Raw genomic sequence first — 17,374 nt, forward strand, 5'->3', positions numbered from 1 at the left:
CATGTGGCAAGTTGTAAAAAGAGATGTGAGATTTTGGATAGGTATTACTTTTTTGAGTGTACTAATGATTGTTAGTATTGGATATACGTTGTTTTTTGATGGGAATATTCGTGAACTCACGATGATGTATAACGAAAAAGGGGAACTAGAGGCAGCTCCATTTGCACCATCAAGTAAATTTTGGTTTGGAAGTGATGTGAAAGGTCGTGACCTTGTTCAATTAATAATAGAAGGTGCAAAATGGACAGTTGGTGCAAGTATAATTATAGCGATTTTACGAGTTATAGTTGGAGGGGGAATTGGTTTATTTCTTGGTATGTATGGTAAACGTTCTTTTCCAGTTATTTCATCCTTTTTTGATCCTTTTAGTATTGTACCGATGGTTATGATTTCTTATTTTATGTTAAATGAAGTATTAACGTTTGATAGTGGAGCAGAAGTTGTGCCGTTATATTTGCGTGTGGCATTTCAAATTATAGTTCTTGTATGTCTCGCTGTACCAACAGTGATGTTGTATGTAGCGCAAGAAGTAAAACGTATTAAGAAAGAAGAATTTATGTTGGCAGCCACTGTGCTCGGCGGTAGTAAGTGGCAGAGGTTGAAGCGCCATATATGGCCTCATATGTTACCACCATTTCTTTTATTAGTAGCACAACAATTTGTAAGTACGTTATTACTTCTTTTACATCTTGGTTTGTTACAATTATTTTTTGGCGGAACAATAACCTTCAGTGGAATGGATCCAGATAGTGTAACAAAAGAATGGACTGGCCTAATTGGTCAAAACTTCCGCCATTTAACTACACATACATGGATTGTACTTATACCGATTGCTTTTTATAGTATGACAATTCTCGCAGGAAATCTAGTTAGTAATAGTATGCAAGATGCGATTAAGTTAGGAAATACGAGAAGGCCAGAGCGGAAAGGTAGAGAAGTGCAAGCAGAGAAACAAGTACAACTAACTACGAATGACTTTTCTTTTTATAGAGAGAGACAAAAATAAAAAGATAGCTGAAAGCAACTTGTTTTCAGCTATCTTTTTCTGTTTATAGTGGTGGTAAATCAATCTTACCTTCTTCAAATAATTCTTTTATCATATGCTTCGTATAACCAGCGGCTTGACCAAATGTGATTTTTGCTGGCATTGGTGCTTCGTTAGCATCTACAACTACGTCAATAATACACGGTTTATTTTGTTTTACTGCATTTTCGAAAGCGGGAAGTCGTTCATCTAAATTCTCAACACGGTATCCAATACCTCCACAAGCCTCTGCATATTTTGCAAAATCAGGGTTCGTTAAGTCTGTTTCGAATTCGATATTACCCATCACTTCTTGCTCGAATTTAATCATCGCAATTTTATTATTGTTTAATACGACGACAACGATTGGTAATTTATATTTTACAGCTGTTACGAAGTCATTCATCGTCATTCCAAATCCGCCATCACCACAAACTGCAAATACTTGTTTATCCGGGAATGCAATTTTTCCAGCAAGAGCACCAGGTAAACCGCAACCAAGTGTTGCGAGCCAGCTAGAAATGACAAATTGCTGGTTTGTCATACGGAAGTGCCTTGCGGTCCATACTGTTACATTTCCGACATCGACTGATAGAATTGCGTTATCATGTGCTACTTGCTGCAGAGCATGCATAACGCGTTGTGGTTTAATTGGAATGGAAGAGTCTTCTTCTTGATCGTGTAATTTTTCTTCCCACTTTTTCATCATGTCTTGGTGATGTTCTAAGAAGGAATGGTCTGTGTGTTCTTCAACATTTTCAATTAACCATCGTAATGTTTTATCAGCATCACCAGCTAAACCAATATCTGTCGCATAACGTTTCCCGATTTGGGCAGGATCAGTATCGATATGAATTGTTTTTGCTTTTTCAGGTAAGAAACCGGTGAAAGGATAAGAAGTACCAACCATAATTAAAGTATCTGCATGCTTCATTGCTTCATAAGAAGGTTTCGTTCCGATTAATCCTAATCCACCAATACAAAGAGGGTGTTCATCCGGAATAACGCCTTTAGCTGGTAATGTAAGTACGATTGGAGCACCAATATGTTCTGCAAATGCAAGTAAAGATTCTCTCGCATGTTTTGCTCCTTTACCAGCTAAAATAACAGGTTTTGTCGCTGCATTTATTGCGAGTTTTGCTGCATCTAAATCTTCTTTTTGTGGAAACAACTCAGGCAAAGTAAAAGAAGTATTTGTAATACGAGCACCATTTTTTACTTCGAATTTCGGGACATCATCTGGAATTGTAAGAACGGATACACCTTTTTTCGTATAAGCCATTCGAATTGCTTGATTCACTACGGCAGGTAGTTGCTCTGCTGACATAATACGCTGGTTATAAACTGCGACATCATCAAACATTCTTTCTAAATTTACTTCTTGGAAAAAATCCGTTCCGAGTAAATCGGTTTCTACTTGACCTGAAATTGCTAGAACAGGGGCTTTATCGAGTTTCGCATCATATAAACCATTTAATAAATGAATAGCTCCAGGTCCTGCAATTGCCATACAAACGCCAAGTTTTCCTGTTAATTTCGCATAGGCAGCTGCTGCTAGTGCGCCAGCTTCTTCATGGCGTACTTGAATAAATTTGATTTTATCTTGTTTTTTTCTTAAAGCTTCAATTATAGAATTGATAGAATCTCCAGGCATTCCGTAAATGTGTTCTACGCCCCAGTCAATTAATAGGTCAACTAGTGCTTCACCGGCTGTTTTCCCAAACATAATTTTTCCTCCTTATAATTAGGTAGATACTATTATGTTTTGGAGAAAAAGGAAAAATATACAATTGATAATATTTTTAGTTTTAATGATGACTAGTGAATAGTGTAAATACTGTTATTAGTAAAAATCCACCTGTTGCCCACGTTAGAAATGAAAAGAAAGATAGCTGTTTCTTTGCCTTCCAAAGCATTTCATGAATTGTAACATAGCCAAGTGAACCGATAGCACTTCCCATAATGAGTCCTTGCAGGTGAAGAGCTTTTCCTTCCATCAAAATACCAAAAACTGTACCAGTACCGAGAATAAGAGAAAGTAATAAAGTTGTTAATAAAAAGGAAATATATTTATGCTTTGTAAAGAGAAAGGGGATAATTAAAGCTAATCCTTCTGGAATATGGTGAATGACGATTGCCATTAAAAAGGGAATGGCAGAGTCTGCATAATTAATAAAAGCTGTACCTAAAGCAAAGCCACTTGGTAAATTATGAATAAATATAGCGAAAGAGAGGAAAAGGAAAGTTTGCCAAGCTTGTTGATCTTTTTTATGTATCATTGGATGATGACAATAGTTATCTAATAAGCTCATAACTAAAATGCCGATAGCTATACCAAGTATAGGACCAATTATTTCATAGCTTAAAAATGTTTCAGGAATAATTTCAAGGGATAAAAGCCCAAGCAAAATCCCTCCACATAATGCGTATAAACGGTGCATCTTTTCTTCAATTAGTTGGCGTGTAGCAATGCCAACAGCACCGCCTAATAGTAATCCACCAAATGAAAAAAACGTAACAATTATTGGAATCCATAATCGTTCCATAGTATCACACTCCGATTCTTCCACCTTATTTTTAGCTTACGAAAAGGAAAGTTAGATTAGTCCAAGTAATTGTGTTTGATTATAGAGAAAAAACTAACAATTCGTTATAATTTATATATTAAATTTAAGTGTAAATATGAAATGAGGAATAATTTTGCAAACGAAGTGGAGTTTATCTGAATATGAAAATCCAAAACGATATGATATAGAAAATAAAAGTTTATCAGATTTTCCGTTTTTACTATCATGGGCACAAAAACTAAATATACAAAATGAATGGATTCTAGATCTTGCCTGTGGTACAGGAAGGGTTACAATTCCATTTATAGAAAATGGATATCAAATGATTGGTGTAGATATACATGAAGGCATGCTTGCTGAAGCAAAGACAAAAACTACGGATTGTAAGAAGGTAAAATGGTTACAACAAAACTGTTTACAATTAAGCATGAATGAAACAATTCCGTTAGCATTTATGGTGGGGCACGGATTCCAGCATTTCCTTACGAATACAGATCAAGATCAGTTATTAACATCTATTCATCACGTATTAGCTGACAATGGTATATTTATATTCGATACACGCTTTCCTTCAAAAGAAGAATTAATACAGCCCTCTACAGAAGAATATTGGACAACTATTAGTGATGAAAAGGGAAGAAAATGTGATTTATATACTGAAATGACATACGATTCAATTCAGCAAATACAGCACTACATAACAACAAGAAGGTTTTATGAGGGGGATACTCTAGTAGAGGAAATAAAAACAACGATAGATCTTCGTTATACGTACCCGCAGGAGTTAGAAAGATTATTAGTAGCGAATGGTTTTGAATTATTACATATATATAATGATTGGGAAGGAAATGAGTTAGGGGAAGATTGCTATTCAATGGTAGTTGTTTGCCGGAAGAAATAATAGAATGGTTTAAAAGTATGAGTGTAAAGTATTTAATATGTTAGATGAAAAAAATTTTAAAAGATAATAATTGAAGAGAGTGTTTTTAAATGGAGGGATTTGTTATGCAGCAAATTAAAAAAATAGGAAACTCATTTTGGTATATGACACCAGTTTCTGAAACAGATAGACCTATATTGGGAATGGTTGCTGGAAAAGAAAAAACGTTAATGATTGATGCAGGAAATTCAGAGGAACATGCACAATTGTTTTTAGAAATGTTAAAGGAACAAAATGTATCACATCCTGATTTCGTAGCATTAACGCATTGGCATTGGGATCATATTTTTGGATTGTCTGTACTACAAGATGCATTGTCCATTGCACATTCTGAAACGAAAAAAGAGATGAGTACACTTGTTTCTTATGAATGGACAGATGAAGCATTGGATGCACGTGTAAAAAAAGGTATTGAAATTGAGTTTTGTGCGGATTGTATCAAAAAAGAGTTTAATGAAAAAGCGAGAAATATTAAAATTATCCCTCCAACTTTAACATTCGAGAATCAACTTGAATTGGACCTTGGTGAAGTGACCTGCGTGTTAAAACATGTGGGCGGGGATCATGCACATGATTCAGTTGTTATGTATATAAAAGAAGAAAAGATATTGTTTTTAGGAGACTGTCTATATGCAGATATTTTTTCTTCTAAGTGGAACTATACGACGAAAAGAATGTTTAAATTAATAGAAGAATTGGAGAAATTCGATGCTGAAACTTATATTCTTTCTCATGGGGAAGCAATAGATCGAGCTGAATTTTTACAAGAAATTCATTTGCTAAAAACAGTAGGAACTTATACAGAAGCTCATAAAGGCGATGAAGAGAAGATAAAGGCAGCATATAAACAAGGGCTAGATAGAGAATTAAATGAAGATGAATTAGAAATAATAACGTATTTTGTCAATGGTTATGAAATGGTGAATCTATAAAACACAACTTTAATCAAATAATTTTAGACTACATAAAAAGAGTATTGAAAGTTAATTCAATACTCTTTTTAATATTAAGTTCCAAGCAATTTCTAATTATTTTTTACTATGTACAATTTGAAGCTACACCATTTTTTGTTGTTTATATACATAAGCTTTTAAGTAGAGACTTTCTTTGCTAACCGAGTTATATAGTCGAAAAATCGATCGTGGTTTACATCATAAACAACATGTACCGGCCGCCCATCATCAGTTTCCACTGTACGCCCTTGGCTTGGCCCGTATGTATGAACGATACTATTGATCGTTTGTACTTTTGCTAGATCAGCTTTCCCAACAAAGGCAGCAGTTAATACATCCCACAAATAGTAGGTAGAGTTCTTTGCAAAGTGAACGAGAGGGGGAACAATTGCATAACATTGACCAAGGAAATCAATACCGATATACTTTCTCTCTTTTGCCCATTGTTCACGTATGTCTATAGTTAGGGGAACTTGGTTTGTACTTTCTAGCGTTATTAAGTCGATTTCTATATTTGCTTCCCATACGCGAGCTACTGCTTCAGGGTCCCAAAACGAATTCCATTCGGCTGTTCCATCATGTTCAGGTTCATGTACATTGCCTGCAGTACGAAATGTACCGCCCATCCAAACTAAACGTTTAATTTTATTTTCGATTATAGGTGCTTCATATAGTGCACGGGCTAAATCGGTAAGAGGACCTGTAAATAATAAAGTTGTTTTCTCTTCAGTTTGTAGAAGAGTCTCAATTAAATGATGATGCGCAGGCTTTGCTGCTACGTGCGTTGCAACTTTTCCAGACTCATTTAAAATAGGTAAAGCATCTACATAAAATGCATGCATCCGCCAGTCTTTTGGAAACGGATTTTTTCCACGAGAATTAGAAGCTGCTACCTCAATAGTATTTTTGCCGAAGCGATCAATAATTTTTCGACTTGCAGACATTGCTGGTTCTAAATAGCAATCTGCTGGGATAACTGAAACACCTGTAAGTTCTACATTATCCATTTGGAGTAATAAAAATAGTGAAACTAAATCATCTACACCACCATCATGATTGAAGTACACTTTTTTCATCATTGTAATCTCCATTCTCTAATATTTAACTAGAAATTAAATTTTCATTTTGGAAAAATCATTGATTATTTCTACTACCTCAATTTTTCCATTAATCAATAGCTCAGGTAATTCGTTTTTGCTATTTCCTTTCCAATACTCTCTAGCTTGTTCTATTTTTTGAGAGAAAGGAATCCCATCTTCTTTCGGTAAAAGGTTACCGTCACCTTCAAAAGAACTTCCAATTACTCGTAGTTTAACAATTTGTAAAACTTCTCGATTGTAAGAGTCAAATAATGCTTTCCATTTTAAAGCATCTTCATAGCTTTTAGCAGCATATAAACAAGACAATCTTGACGGATAATTAGGATATTCTTGTAGTCTAACCATTTCCACAATCGTTTCTCTAATGGCTCTAATTGTTTGATCCATGTAATTCATAACGACTGGAGCATTTTCATTATTTATATGTAATTCTTCATTTTTATAGTGATTATTTATAATTTTCATGCCATCTTCACCACTAGCATTTAATTGTTCCTTTTCAAAAAAGAAGTGATATAGAGTATTATGTTGATTTTTGTTAAAATGAATGATTTGTCCGATATTCATTTTTCTCTTTGTTACGATGTGATATGCATAAAATTTTGCTTCATTCATGGTTCTCCTCCTAGTAGTAATTTTTAAATTTAGTAATTCAACATTGAAATATATAAAACCTTTATAAGTAAAAGCGAGAATTTGAGTTGAAAGTAAAGAAAATATATGAAAACGCTTTAAATTTGTTCACAAAATGTTCACTTACGAAGAGGTTTCCAATATCGATATAATGACAAAGACTCAAAGAGAAAGGATGATGAATTTTGCCAACAACAAGAAAGGAAAACCTCCAATTTGGTATGATGATGTGCCTTGGGATGGTTATCGTAATGACGTTTTACAATTTACTAATGAATGGATCAGGAGGGCCAATTCATATTAAGGAGATTGCATTAGAACTATTAATTGGATTTATTATTGCGCTATTAATTGAAATAAGTATTGTTGGACCTTGTGCGAAAAAAATTGTATTCATGCTACCGTTTGATAAATCAAAGAAAATAAATATTATTATTGCCATGGCGACAGCAATGGTAATCGGAATGGTGTTCTTTATGTCATTTTTCGGAATGATTATGATGCATTTACATGGTGGGCTACAAGGGGACTCATTTGTTTCAATATATTTTTCAATTTTTATTAAAAATTTTATTATGGCTTATCCGTTGCAATTAATTATTATGGGACCGCTTGTGCGTTTCTTATTTGCAAAGTTTGTTATGAAAAAGAAATCTGTTAATGTAGCGTAATTTTTATTTATAAAACATTATATATAAATAAAACAAAAACACATCTCACATTTTTGAGGTGTGTTTTTATTGTTCATCCCTAGTTATTTCAAACTGATGTGACATTTGTCCTTTTGCCTTTATAGGATTATAGCTTTTAATTAAGTTAGAAATAGAAGATTAGGAGATGATTTTTTGAAAGGTATTATATTTGCTGTTTTAGCTGGCATATTTATTACACTTCAAGGTACATTTAATGCAAAACTTAGTTCGCATATAGGTATATGGTCAACGAGTATTGTAACGCATTTAATTGGATTTATTATTGCAACAACTGTATTTTTGTTAAAGAAGGAAGAGAAAGTAACGGAATTAAAGAGTGTGAAAAAAGTATATTTAGTAGCGGGTGCATTTGGTGGATTCATTATTTGTGCAGAAACAATGGCGATATATTCATTGGGAGTTACATTGACAGCTGGAACACTTATGGTTGCTCAATTGTTAACAGCAACTGTTATTGAAATGAAAGGGCTGTTTCGTATAAAGAAGATACAAATGGAGAGATATCACATTGTGGGAACAATAGTAATGATTATAGGTATTGCTGTATTTAATATGTAAATGAAAGGAGGAAATGAAAGTGGAGAATAGATCAGAATTAATTATGCATTATTTGAAAACTTATAAATTGCTTGAGTTTTTTTCGGAAATAGATATAGATTATTTGCAAGTAAATCACTTTAAAAAAGGTACACTTATTTGTGATAAAGATGAGGAAATTCATCGTTTATATTTCGTTGTTAAAGGTAAAGTAAAAGTTTACACGATTACACCAGAAGGAAAGAAACTCATCCTTCGTTTTATTAATCCATTGGCAGTTGTTGGCGATATTGAATTAATACAAAAAAGTAAGACGCATAATGTCGTTGAAGCTTGTTCAGATGTTATAACTATCTCCATTTCTAATGCTGTAATTAGAAACAAGTTAATACAGGATCCTATATTTATGAACTTCCTACTTGAAAACATTGCGAACACATTAAAGATATCGACTCGTTTTACAGCTCTTAATTTACTTTATCCAGTAGAAGTACGTGTAGCTAGTTATTTACTTTCTATTTCTACTGATAGTAACGGGAATATGTATAAAGAGGATTTGGATGCAACTTCGGTATCAAGTATCGCGGATTTTATAGGAGTAAGCTATAGACACGTAATTCGTGTGTTACAAAAATTTTATAATGAAAAATTAATTGAAAAGAGTAATGGAGTTATTATAATTAAAGAAATTTCTAGAATGAAGGAAGTCGCGAAAGATAATATATATGAGCAATAAAAGGGAGAGAAGGATGATGAGTGGATTTAGTTTAGCTATATTAGCTGGAGTATTAATTAGCTTACAATCTGTTTTTAATACAAAAGTGAATGAAAATGTAGGGCAGTGGTTAACAACTGCATGTGTTCTTGGAATAGGTCTCATAAGTTCTATTGTATTTTATATCATTACAGAAAACAGTATTAGCATTAAAGCGTATACTACAAATTATTTGTTTTATGTAAGTGGATTGTTTGGCATCGGGTTAATAATTTGTATAATGATTGCAATAAAGAATTTAGGTCCAGCGTATACGGTGCTAATTAGTCTTATTACTCAATTGGTCGTGGCGTTATCCATTGATACATTTGGATTGTTCGGAATGGAGAGCGTCCCATTACAAATAAATAAGTTAGTTGGTATAGGCTTATTAATTTTTGGAGTAGGAATTTTTAAAAATATCTTTTCGAATAAGAGAGCTATTAGAATAACCGAGGATGAGATTTAAAGATTATAAGGATGTTAATAATCAGATTATAGATGTTTATGTAGTGGGGAACGCATTTCATATATGTCTCTGTTAGTGAAGGGTTTAGATATATTCGATAAAAAAACGTGAATTAGCTATTAGTGTAGTTGAAAAGAAGATGTCAATAAGAAGATGTCAATAAGTTGAGGTCTTCTTATGTTTTGTTCTGAGGTTATCAAAACTTAAGTATAAGGGGGATGAGAAGTGGTTTAAGTTAAGAAGAATACGACCGAAAATAAAATATTACTAAACATATATAACTAATGAACCCAATGTCTTTTTCAGTTATTATGTTGTAAATCATTTTATGATAAAATCTTTTACATAATTTAATAAAGGGGCAGTATTCTATGGGTTATTTCTCAAATGGTTTATTAGTTGTGTTTGTGCTTATCGTATGTAGTTGTATAATTTTTGGTTAATAATATAATGAGAGTCTTATATAAAAGAAGTTATCTCAAGTGAGATAACTTCTTTTTATTTTATGTTGAGAAGGAATTCTATTTTTCTTATTGAAGTTTATTCTAGTTATTTTCACGTCAATTGCAATTTTTATAAGGGGAATTTTATGGAGCATTAACAAACTATAGAATAAGGAGTATTTACATGGAAAATAGTATACGCTACACAAGTGAACATCCTACAGATTTTAATGGATTATTAGCTTTATACGAATCTTTAGGATGGAATTCTCTTAAATTAACGGTTAATGAATTGGAACAAATGTGTAAACAAAGTTGGTATGCAATTTATGCATTTGATGATAAGAAGTTAGTAGGAATGGGGCGTATTATATCAGATGGTGTAATAACGGGCGTTATTTGCGGTGTATGTGTAATGCCAGAGTATCAGTCCATTGGTATTGGAAAAGAAATAGTAGGACGGTTAATTCAGCGATGTGAACAAAGCAAAGTTATTCCACAACTTATGTGTGTACAAAAATTGCAATCTTACTATGAATCTATAGGTTTTGAAGCATTCTCTATTGGGATGACAAAACATATTATGAGATAGCGGTGCTTTATATTTTCAGTTTACTCGTACATATTTTCAAACTTCATTATAAAGGAGAATTGCTGTATGGAGATTGCAAAAGGGGTAGAAATGTTACAACTTGAATTTCAAGAATTTATAATTCACCCAATTCTTTTATGGAATGATGAAATGGCAGTTTTAATAGATACTGGTTTTCCTGGACAATTTGAAGATATACAAGTAGAGATGAAGAGAGTTGGGGTATCTGTTGATAAGCTAAAAGTTGTGATTTTGACACACCAGGATATAGATCATATAGGTAGCCTTCCTGATGTATTGGAGAATGGTGTAAGCGATATTAAAGTTTATGCGCACGAGTTAGATAAACGATATATTGAGGGGGATTTACCTTTATTGAAAGATGTACATGTAGAGAATCCACCAAAAGGAAAAGTGAGTGACACAGTGATTGACGGGCAAGAACTTCCGTATTGCGGTGGAATACGAATTCTCCATACTCCAGGGCATACTCCTGGTCATATTAGTTTATATTTGAAACAAAGTAAAACTCTTATTGCAGGAGACTCGATGTATAGTGTGAATGGAAAGTTAGGAGGAATTCACGCCCCAACAACTTTAAATATTATGGAAGCACAGCAGTCTTTGGAGAAGTATTTAAATCTAGATATTGAATCTGTAGTTTGTTACCATGGGGGATTAAGTAAGGGGAATATAAAGATTCAACTTCAAAATTTGTAAAAGTCGAAGATAATAATTTTTTGATAATGGATGCTAAATTATAAAAAAGCATGTTTGAAAAAAATTCAAACATGCTTTTTTATTAAAGGAAATCTGTTTAATATGAATGACCTAATCCGTTCCAATAAAAAGAAACGATTTCTTGTGCTAATTCATCTATATTTGTAAGAATAGGATTGTCATTTTCATCTTTAAAATTCCCAATTGATAATAAAGATACGAATGCATGAGCGGCAAATTTAGGGTTTCCTTTTTGGATTTCTCCAAGTTGCATCGCTTTATCGAGTGCTTTTTCTAATACTTCATACATGCTATCTTCAGCTTTTTTTAATTCTTTTAATTGTTCTTCAGATAAAGATAGTTTTGCATCTTTCATAAAATTTTTCATATCGATATCCATTGTGGCATGTAAGTAAACTTTAGCAAAGTCCAATAATCTTTCTTTTAAAGTCTTATTTGTAGAAAGGATTTGCGACATATTCTCACGTATACGTACCATCATTTGAATCATAGTAGCGGTAAATAAATCTGCTTTTGTTGAATAGTAATAGTAGACGGTTGCTTTCGTAACACCACAAACTTTTGCTACTTCCTCCATAGAAACGACTTGATAATTTTGAGTAAGAAATAACCGAGTTGCAACTTCTAAAATGGTTTCTTTTGTAGATTTTGTATTTTTATTTTGACGAGGCCTTCCGAGAGGGCGTTGTTTTTGTTCCAAATCCATTCGCTCCTGACATGTATTGTTTAGATAATTATAACATAATTTTTATTCATTCTTGATTAATTAACCGACCAGTATATATAATTAATAGTGGAGGAAAAAAGGAAGGTGGGTTTTTTATGAAAAAGCACCCGTTACATATGTTAGGGAGGCTTGTAGCAGGGAAAAATACGCAATGGATCACTTTATCGGTATGGATTCTTATTACATTATTACTTTCATTTACGTTACCACAAGTAAATAGTACGAAAGAACCGAACCCGAAAAATTTACCCGAAACAGCTATGTCGCAGCAAGCGGAAGCACTTATGAAAAAAGAGTTTCCGAATAATGCAGGGAATCCTTTATTAGTAGTATGGTATAGAGATGGTGGATTACAGTCGCAGGATTATAAACTCATACAAGACGTTTATAAAGAGTTAAAAGCTAGTCCTTTAAAGGAACAATCAACGTTACCACCATTTGATACAATCCCGGAACAAGTATTATCAAAAAGTGCATCAAAAGATGGTACATCATTTGTTACACCAGTATTCTTTAACAAGTCAGCTGGAACAGATATATTAAAAGGAAATCTTGATGATTTAAGAAAGATAGTGAATAGTAAGGTGGATGTAGATCCATTTAAACAAAAAATAAGTGATTCTGGATTACATGTTCGATTATCTGGACCAGTAGGCATTCAAACAGATGCAGTTAGTTTATTTAGTCAAGCAGATGTGAAATTGTTAGTTGCTACTGTATTACTTGTATTAGTCCTATTAATTTTGCTATACCGTTCACCAATTTTAGCAATTTTACCTTTACTTGTTGTTGGCTTTGCATACGGTATTATTAGTCCGACGCTTGGGTTTTTAGCTGATCACGGATGGATTAAAGTAGATGCACAGGCGATATCAATTATGACTGTACTATTGTTTGGTGCTGGAACGGATTATTGTCTATTTTTAATTTCGAGATATCGGGAATACTTGCTAGAAGAAGAAAGTAAATATAAGGCATTGCAACTTGCAATTAAAGCTTCTGGCGGAGCAATTATAATGAGTGCGTTAACAGTTGTACTTGGATTAGGAACATTATTACTTGCTCATTATGGTGCCTTTCATCGATTTGCAGTGCCATTTAGTGTAGCTGTATTTATAATGGGAATTGCTGCTTTAACGATTTTACCAGCATTTTTATTAATTTTCGGTAGAACTGCATTCTTCCCGTTTGTACCGAGAACAATTTCGATGAATGAAGAATTAGCAAGAAGGAAAAAGAAAGTAGTAAAAGTTAAAAAATCAAAAGGCGCCTTTAGTAAAAAACTTGGAGATGTTGTAGTACGAAGACCGTGGACAATCATTATGCTCACTGTATTTGTATTAGGTGGATTGGCATCATTTGTACCACGTATTCAATACACATACGACTTATTAGAATCGTTTCCTAAAGATATGCCTTCACGCGAAGGGTTTACGTTAATTAGTGATCATTTCTCAGCTGGTGAATTAGCGCCAGTAAAAGTTGTTGTTGACACGAAAGGAAAAGAGCTTCCTATAAAAGAAGAACTAGAGAAATTTTCTTTTGTAAATACAGTTAAAGACCCAAAAGAGGGTAAAGAAAATAAGCAAATACAAATGTATGAGGTTTCCTTAGCTGAAAATCCATACTCAATTGAAGCGTTAGATCAAATCCCTAAATTGAAAACTCGTGTAGAAAAAGTATTAAAAGATGCTGGGGTTAGTAATGCAGAAGATCGACTATGGATTGGCGGAGAAACGGCTTCATTATATGATACAAAGCAAATTACAGAACGTGATGAAGCGGTTATTATTCCAGTAATGATTAGTATTATAGCTTTATTATTACTTGTTTACTTACGATCAATTGTCGCGATGATTTATTTAATTGTAACTGTTGTATTATCGTTCTTCTCGGCACTAGGAGCAGGGTGGCTATTACTTCATTATGGTATGGGAGCTCCGGCCATTCAAGGTGCGATACCGTTATACGCATTCGTATTTTTAGTTGCTTTAGGGGAAGATTATAATATCTTTATGGTCTCAGAAATATGGAAAAACAGAAAGACACAAAATCATTTGGATGCAGTAAAAAATGGTGTTATACAAACAGGTAGTGTCATTACATCTGCAGGTTTAATTTTAGCAGGAACTTTTGCAGTGTTAGGTACACTTCCAATTCAAGTGCTCGTTCAATTTGGTATTGTAACAGCAATTGGCGTATTACTAGATACGTTTATTGTAAGACCATTACTTGTACCGGCAATCACAGTCGTGTTAGGCCGCTTTGCTTTTTGGCCAGGGAAACTTTCAAGAAAGAGTGAAGAAGTACAAAAGGTGGATGCATAGTTAAGAAAGCCAAGGATATTTTCCTTGGCTTTCTTCTATGTAGTTTATTAATTTTTTGAAGTCAAATCTTCGGTTTCAGCGTGATCAGCATCTTCAATAGCAGTTTCTGGCATTCCATATAAGCCGTTCATTGCTTGTTCTTCGATAGTAAGATTTGCAGTATTATCATTTTGAATAGGTGTAGCGTTTTCGGTAACATTTTCTTTTTTATTTACATTTTTGTTATTCATGTGTGAATCCTCCAAATTTTATTTGATTTATTTATAGTATGTGGATGGATTTCCAGAAATATGTGAATTGATTCTTATAGATGTAATATAATTAAATAAACAATTAGGGTGAAATGTAAACTGTTAGGAGTGAACAATTATGGTGAAAGCAAGGAAATTAGCCTCCTAAAATAAAAAGAAAATTTTAGGAGGCTATTAAAATGAAGTTTCATGTAATTGATAGAGAAAATTGGAATAGAGAGCAGTATTTTGAATACTATTTAGAATTAAAATGTACGTTTAGTATGACAGTAAATGTTGATATTACGCTTTTGATAAAGAAAGTACATCAAAAGGGAATTAAATTTTATCCGACTTTTATTTATATAATTTCGAGAATAATAAATAAACATAAAGAATTTCAAACATGTTTTAACGATGAAGGAGTTTTAGGCTATTGGGAGGAAATGATCCCGAGTTATACAATCTTTCATAAAGAGGATAAGTCTTTTTCAAGTATATGGACGGATTATTCAAGTGATTTCCGCACTTTCTATAAAAATTATGAAGACGATATGAGATGCTATGCTAATGTTCATGGTCTTTTCACGAAAGAAAATATTCCGCCTAATGTATTTCCGATTTCTAGCATACCTTGGACTAGTTTTACTGGATTTAATCTTAACATTAATAATGATGGTGATTTTCTATTACCGATTATAACTTGTGGGAAATATTTTAATGAAGAAAATAAGATTATGCTACCAGTTTCATTGCAAGTACATCATTCGGTTTGTGATGGATATCATGCGAGTCGATTTATAGAGGATTTACAGGAGTTAAGTAATAGTTGCAACGAGTGGCTGAAATAAAAACTAATTTTTAATTATATACAAGTGAAAATAAATAATAGAAGAGATCATGTTTATATTGCATGGTCTCTTTTTTATTCATTAATACTAAGCAACAGTGGAAAATATAGGTTGATTTGTAGTTTAATAGTAAAGAGAGATATTGTTTTAATTTTTTTTATTTTCAATCAGATGAAATTTTAAATGATTTAATAGGGGGGAGTAAAGTGAAATTCGTAAGTATTGAAAAAGAAGAGATCCTAATTGAGAATATGGCAAAAGTGTATTGTAAAGCATTTGAGAAAACAAATTTCAATGAGATGATTGAGCGAATGAAAAGACATGTAGAATATGCAGATTTTAAAGGTATATTAGCAATAAATGATGAAAATGAAGTGGTTGGTTTTACTTATGGTTATCGCTCATTAGAAGGACAGTACTATAATCAATTAATGAGAGAAGCGTTAAATCTAGAACAAGTAGAAGAGTGGTTACAAGATTGTTTTGAATTTGTAGAGTTAGCAGTTCATCCACAATATCAAAATGAAGGTCTTGGAACGAAATTACATAATGAATTACTAAAAGGGATTTCAAATAGAACGAGTGTTTTAACAACACAAATAAACAATGAAAAAGCGCGTTCGTTATATGAAAGATTAGAGTGGGTAAATATATTGGAGCCATTCCATCCAAGTAAAAATGATATTCCATATATAATAATGGGAAAAACATTAAAAACAAAAGTGAATTGATAATTATTTCGTTCGTAAAGGTTATTATCTTGTAATAATAAAGGGGAAAACAAAAATGACAATAATATCTATAGAAAAAGCTACAATTTTAGATGCAGAAAAGTTAACAGAAATAATGACAAGAACATTTGATGAAGAAGCAGAACGATGGTTATGTGGTCAAGGTGATGTTATTGACTATAACATCCAACCACCAGGGTATTCTTCAGTAGAAATGATGAGATATTCAATCGAAGAATTGAATTGTTACAAAGTGATAATGGATGGAAAAATAATCGGGGGAATTATAGTTACGATCTCAGGTAAGTCATATGGCCGAATTGATCGTATTTTTGTAGAGCCTGTTTATCAAGGGAAAGGAATTGGATCGAATGTTATTAAATTAATAGAAGAGGAATATCCAAGCATAAGGATTTGGGATCTTGAAACATCTAGTAGACAACTTAATAATCATCATTTTTATAAAAAAATGGGCTATGAAATAATTTTTAAATCTGATGATGAGTATTGTTATGTAAAAAGAATCACTGTAGAGTCAGCTGAAGAGAACCTAATAAAAAATAAAAATATAAAAAACAGCCAATATGAAAACTGTAATTTAGCAAATACAGAGTATTATCAAGTGAATTTAAAAAACAGTGCATTTATTGGTAGTAATATAATGCATATGAATATGAGTAATTGTAATGTAAGCCAATCTAAGTTTAGAAATATAAACTTTAAAAGATCTTTATTTGCAGATTTAAATCTTTCTGGCAGTAAATTTAGTTTGGTGACTTTAGGTGGAGTTCAATTTAAAGATACAAGTCTTGGAGATGAGAAGGAACCTATTTTATTTGATAATTGTGATTTACAAGGTAGTGTAATACATAATAGTAACTTGAAGAATATTGAAATAGAAAATTGTGATATAGCCGGTATGAAAGTAAATGGTATTCCAATGGAAAAGCTGCTTGCATTATATAATAAAGTAAAAAGTTAACCTAATGTAGATAAGTTTGTTCGTAAATCTAATATTATGCCGAAATAATTATATAAAAAT

At 32.6% G+C, this 17,374-nt stretch carries 19 protein-coding genes; 13 read left to right on the top strand and 6 right to left on the bottom strand.

What is annotated here, in order from left to right:
• Position 1 precedes the first annotated feature (1 nt).
• On the top strand, positions 2-1,006 hold the full coding sequence (locus RCJ96_RS13590; RefSeq protein ID WP_270795107.1) for an ABC transporter permease: 1,005 nt from the start codon (positions 2-4) through the stop codon (positions 1,004-1,006).
• Positions 1,007-1,049: 43 nt separating this feature from the next.
• Here RCJ96_RS13590 and RCJ96_RS13595 read toward each other — a convergent pair whose 3' ends face one another.
• The gene (locus tag RCJ96_RS13595) at positions 1,050-2,750 is read right to left on the bottom strand and encodes a pyruvate oxidase (RefSeq protein ID WP_446699800.1); all 1,701 of its coding nucleotides are present in this window, start codon (positions 2,748-2,750) and stop codon (positions 1,050-1,052) included.
• 82 nt (positions 2,751-2,832) lie between these two features.
• Positions 2,833-3,570 (bottom strand): ZIP family metal transporter, encoded by a 738-nt coding sequence (locus RCJ96_RS13600; protein WP_416503807.1) that lies wholly within the window; start codon positions 3,568-3,570, stop codon positions 2,833-2,835.
• A 154-nt stretch (positions 3,571-3,724) separates the two neighbouring features.
• Between RCJ96_RS13600 and RCJ96_RS13605 the strand changes: the two genes are divergently transcribed.
• Positions 3,725-4,492, top strand: a complete 768-nt coding sequence (locus RCJ96_RS13605; RefSeq protein WP_416503808.1) for a class I SAM-dependent methyltransferase — start codon at positions 3,725-3,727, stop codon at positions 4,490-4,492.
• A 104-nt stretch (positions 4,493-4,596) separates the two neighbouring features.
• Positions 4,597-5,463, top strand: a complete 867-nt coding sequence (locus RCJ96_RS13610; RefSeq protein ID WP_270795102.1) for an MBL fold metallo-hydrolase — start codon at positions 4,597-4,599, stop codon at positions 5,461-5,463.
• 158 nt (positions 5,464-5,621) lie between these two features.
• On the opposite strand, the gene RCJ96_RS13615 is transcribed toward RCJ96_RS13610, so the two are convergent.
• Complete coding sequence (locus tag RCJ96_RS13615) at positions 5,622-6,563, bottom strand: nucleoside hydrolase (protein ID WP_270795172.1); 942 nt, start codon at positions 6,561-6,563, stop codon at positions 5,622-5,624.
• 33 nt (positions 6,564-6,596) lie between these two features.
• Positions 6,597-7,199 (bottom strand): DUF2441 domain-containing protein, encoded by a 603-nt coding sequence (locus RCJ96_RS13620; RefSeq protein WP_416503809.1) that lies wholly within the window; start codon positions 7,197-7,199, stop codon positions 6,597-6,599.
• A gap of 203 nt (positions 7,200-7,402) precedes the next feature.
• Here RCJ96_RS13620 and RCJ96_RS13625 point away from each other — a divergent pair, with 203 nt between their 5' ends.
• From RCJ96_RS13625 to RCJ96_RS13650, 6 genes are all read left to right on the top strand, one after another.
• A complete protein-coding gene (locus RCJ96_RS13625; RefSeq protein WP_001143414.1) occupies positions 7,403-7,888 on the top strand; it encodes a hypothetical protein in 486 nt (161 codons plus the stop codon).
• Positions 7,889-8,062: 174 nt separating this feature from the next.
• A complete protein-coding gene (locus RCJ96_RS13630) occupies positions 8,063-8,488 on the top strand; it encodes a DMT family transporter (protein WP_000676025.1) in 426 nt (141 codons plus the stop codon).
• A gap of 19 nt (positions 8,489-8,507) precedes the next feature.
• Entirely contained in the window at positions 8,508-9,203 is a 696-nt protein-coding gene (locus tag RCJ96_RS13635) for a Crp/Fnr family transcriptional regulator (RefSeq protein ID WP_000431595.1), read from the top strand.
• A gap of 16 nt (positions 9,204-9,219) precedes the next feature.
• Positions 9,220-9,690: a DMT family transporter gene (locus RCJ96_RS13640; protein ID WP_270795171.1), complete on the top strand. Its 471-nt coding sequence runs from the start codon at positions 9,220-9,222 to the stop codon at positions 9,688-9,690.
• A 627-nt stretch (positions 9,691-10,317) separates the two neighbouring features.
• Positions 10,318-10,725 carry a GNAT family N-acetyltransferase gene (locus RCJ96_RS13645; protein WP_000431730.1) on the top strand — a complete coding sequence of 136 codons (408 nt, stop codon included), beginning with the start codon at positions 10,318-10,320 and terminating at the stop codon, positions 10,723-10,725.
• 66 nt (positions 10,726-10,791) lie between these two features.
• Positions 10,792-11,445, top strand: coding sequence for an MBL fold metallo-hydrolase (locus tag RCJ96_RS13650; protein ID WP_270795096.1), 654 nt, complete (start codon positions 10,792-10,794; stop codon positions 11,443-11,445).
• Positions 11,446-11,542: 97 nt separating this feature from the next.
• Here RCJ96_RS13650 and RCJ96_RS13655 read toward each other — a convergent pair whose 3' ends face one another.
• Positions 11,543-12,172, bottom strand: coding sequence for a TetR/AcrR family transcriptional regulator (locus RCJ96_RS13655; protein ID WP_270795094.1), 630 nt, complete (start codon positions 12,170-12,172; stop codon positions 11,543-11,545).
• A gap of 116 nt (positions 12,173-12,288) precedes the next feature.
• Here RCJ96_RS13655 and RCJ96_RS13660 point away from each other — a divergent pair, with 116 nt between their 5' ends.
• Positions 12,289-14,520: an MMPL family transporter gene (locus RCJ96_RS13660; protein WP_270795092.1), complete on the top strand. Its 2,232-nt coding sequence runs from the start codon at positions 12,289-12,291 to the stop codon at positions 14,518-14,520.
• Between the two features lie 47 nt (positions 14,521-14,567).
• On the opposite strand, the gene RCJ96_RS13665 is transcribed toward RCJ96_RS13660, so the two are convergent.
• A complete protein-coding gene (locus tag RCJ96_RS13665) occupies positions 14,568-14,750 on the bottom strand; it encodes a DUF4021 family protein (protein WP_270795090.1) in 183 nt (60 codons plus the stop codon).
• Positions 14,751-14,950: 200 nt separating this feature from the next.
• Here RCJ96_RS13665 and catA point away from each other — a divergent pair, with 200 nt between their 5' ends.
• The 3 genes from catA to RCJ96_RS13680 all read left to right on the top strand — a co-directional run bounded on the left by catA (position 14,951) and on the right by RCJ96_RS13680 (position 17,314).
• A complete protein-coding gene (gene catA, locus RCJ96_RS13670; RefSeq protein WP_270795089.1) occupies positions 14,951-15,601 on the top strand; it encodes a type A chloramphenicol O-acetyltransferase in 651 nt (216 codons plus the stop codon).
• Positions 15,602-15,807: 206 nt separating this feature from the next.
• The gene (locus RCJ96_RS13675) at positions 15,808-16,332 is read left to right on the top strand and encodes a GNAT family N-acetyltransferase (protein WP_270795088.1); all 525 of its coding nucleotides are present in this window, start codon (positions 15,808-15,810) and stop codon (positions 16,330-16,332) included.
• Between the two features lie 55 nt (positions 16,333-16,387).
• Entirely contained in the window at positions 16,388-17,314 is a 927-nt protein-coding gene (locus tag RCJ96_RS13680) for a GNAT family N-acetyltransferase (RefSeq protein WP_074610278.1), read from the top strand.
• The last annotated feature ends 60 nt before the right edge of the window (positions 17,315-17,374 follow it).

The organism is Bacillus sp. BSL6 (assembly GCF_052928345.1).

What these genes read in the sequence shown, in the direction of transcription:
- RCJ96_RS13590 (WP_270795107.1), top strand. Translation starts at nt 2, where the DNA reads ATGTGGCAAGTTGTAAAAAGAGATGTGAGATTTTGGATAGGTATTACT.
- RCJ96_RS13595 (WP_446699800.1), bottom strand. Translation starts at nt 2,750, where the DNA reads ATGTTTGGGAAAACAGCCGGTGAAGCACTAGTTGACCTATTAATTGAC.
- RCJ96_RS13600 (WP_416503807.1), bottom strand. Translation starts at nt 3,570, where the DNA reads ATGGAACGATTATGGATTCCAATAATTGTTACGTTTTTTTCATTTGGT.
- RCJ96_RS13610 (WP_270795102.1), top strand. Translation starts at nt 4,597, where the DNA reads ATGCAGCAAATTAAAAAAATAGGAAACTCATTTTGGTATATGACACCA.
- RCJ96_RS13615 (WP_270795172.1), bottom strand. Translation starts at nt 6,563, where the DNA reads ATGATGAAAAAAGTGTACTTCAATCATGATGGTGGTGTAGATGATTTA.
- RCJ96_RS13620 (WP_416503809.1), bottom strand. Translation starts at nt 7,199, where the DNA reads ATGAATGAAGCAAAATTTTATGCATATCACATCGTAACAAAGAGAAAA.
- RCJ96_RS13640 (WP_270795171.1), top strand. Translation starts at nt 9,220, where the DNA reads ATGAGTGGATTTAGTTTAGCTATATTAGCTGGAGTATTAATTAGCTTA.
- RCJ96_RS13645 (WP_000431730.1), top strand. Translation starts at nt 10,318, where the DNA reads ATGGAAAATAGTATACGCTACACAAGTGAACATCCTACAGATTTTAAT.
- RCJ96_RS13650 (WP_270795096.1), top strand. Translation starts at nt 10,792, where the DNA reads ATGGAGATTGCAAAAGGGGTAGAAATGTTACAACTTGAATTTCAAGAA.
- RCJ96_RS13655 (WP_270795094.1), bottom strand. Translation starts at nt 12,172, where the DNA reads ATGGATTTGGAACAAAAACAACGCCCTCTCGGAAGGCCTCGTCAAAAT.
- RCJ96_RS13660 (WP_270795092.1), top strand. Translation starts at nt 12,289, where the DNA reads ATGAAAAAGCACCCGTTACATATGTTAGGGAGGCTTGTAGCAGGGAAA.
- RCJ96_RS13665 (WP_270795090.1), bottom strand. Translation starts at nt 14,750, where the DNA reads ATGAATAACAAAAATGTAAATAAAAAAGAAAATGTTACCGAAAACGCT.
- catA (WP_270795089.1), top strand. Translation starts at nt 14,951, where the DNA reads ATGAAGTTTCATGTAATTGATAGAGAAAATTGGAATAGAGAGCAGTAT.
- RCJ96_RS13680 (WP_074610278.1), top strand. Translation starts at nt 16,388, where the DNA reads ATGACAATAATATCTATAGAAAAAGCTACAATTTTAGATGCAGAAAAG.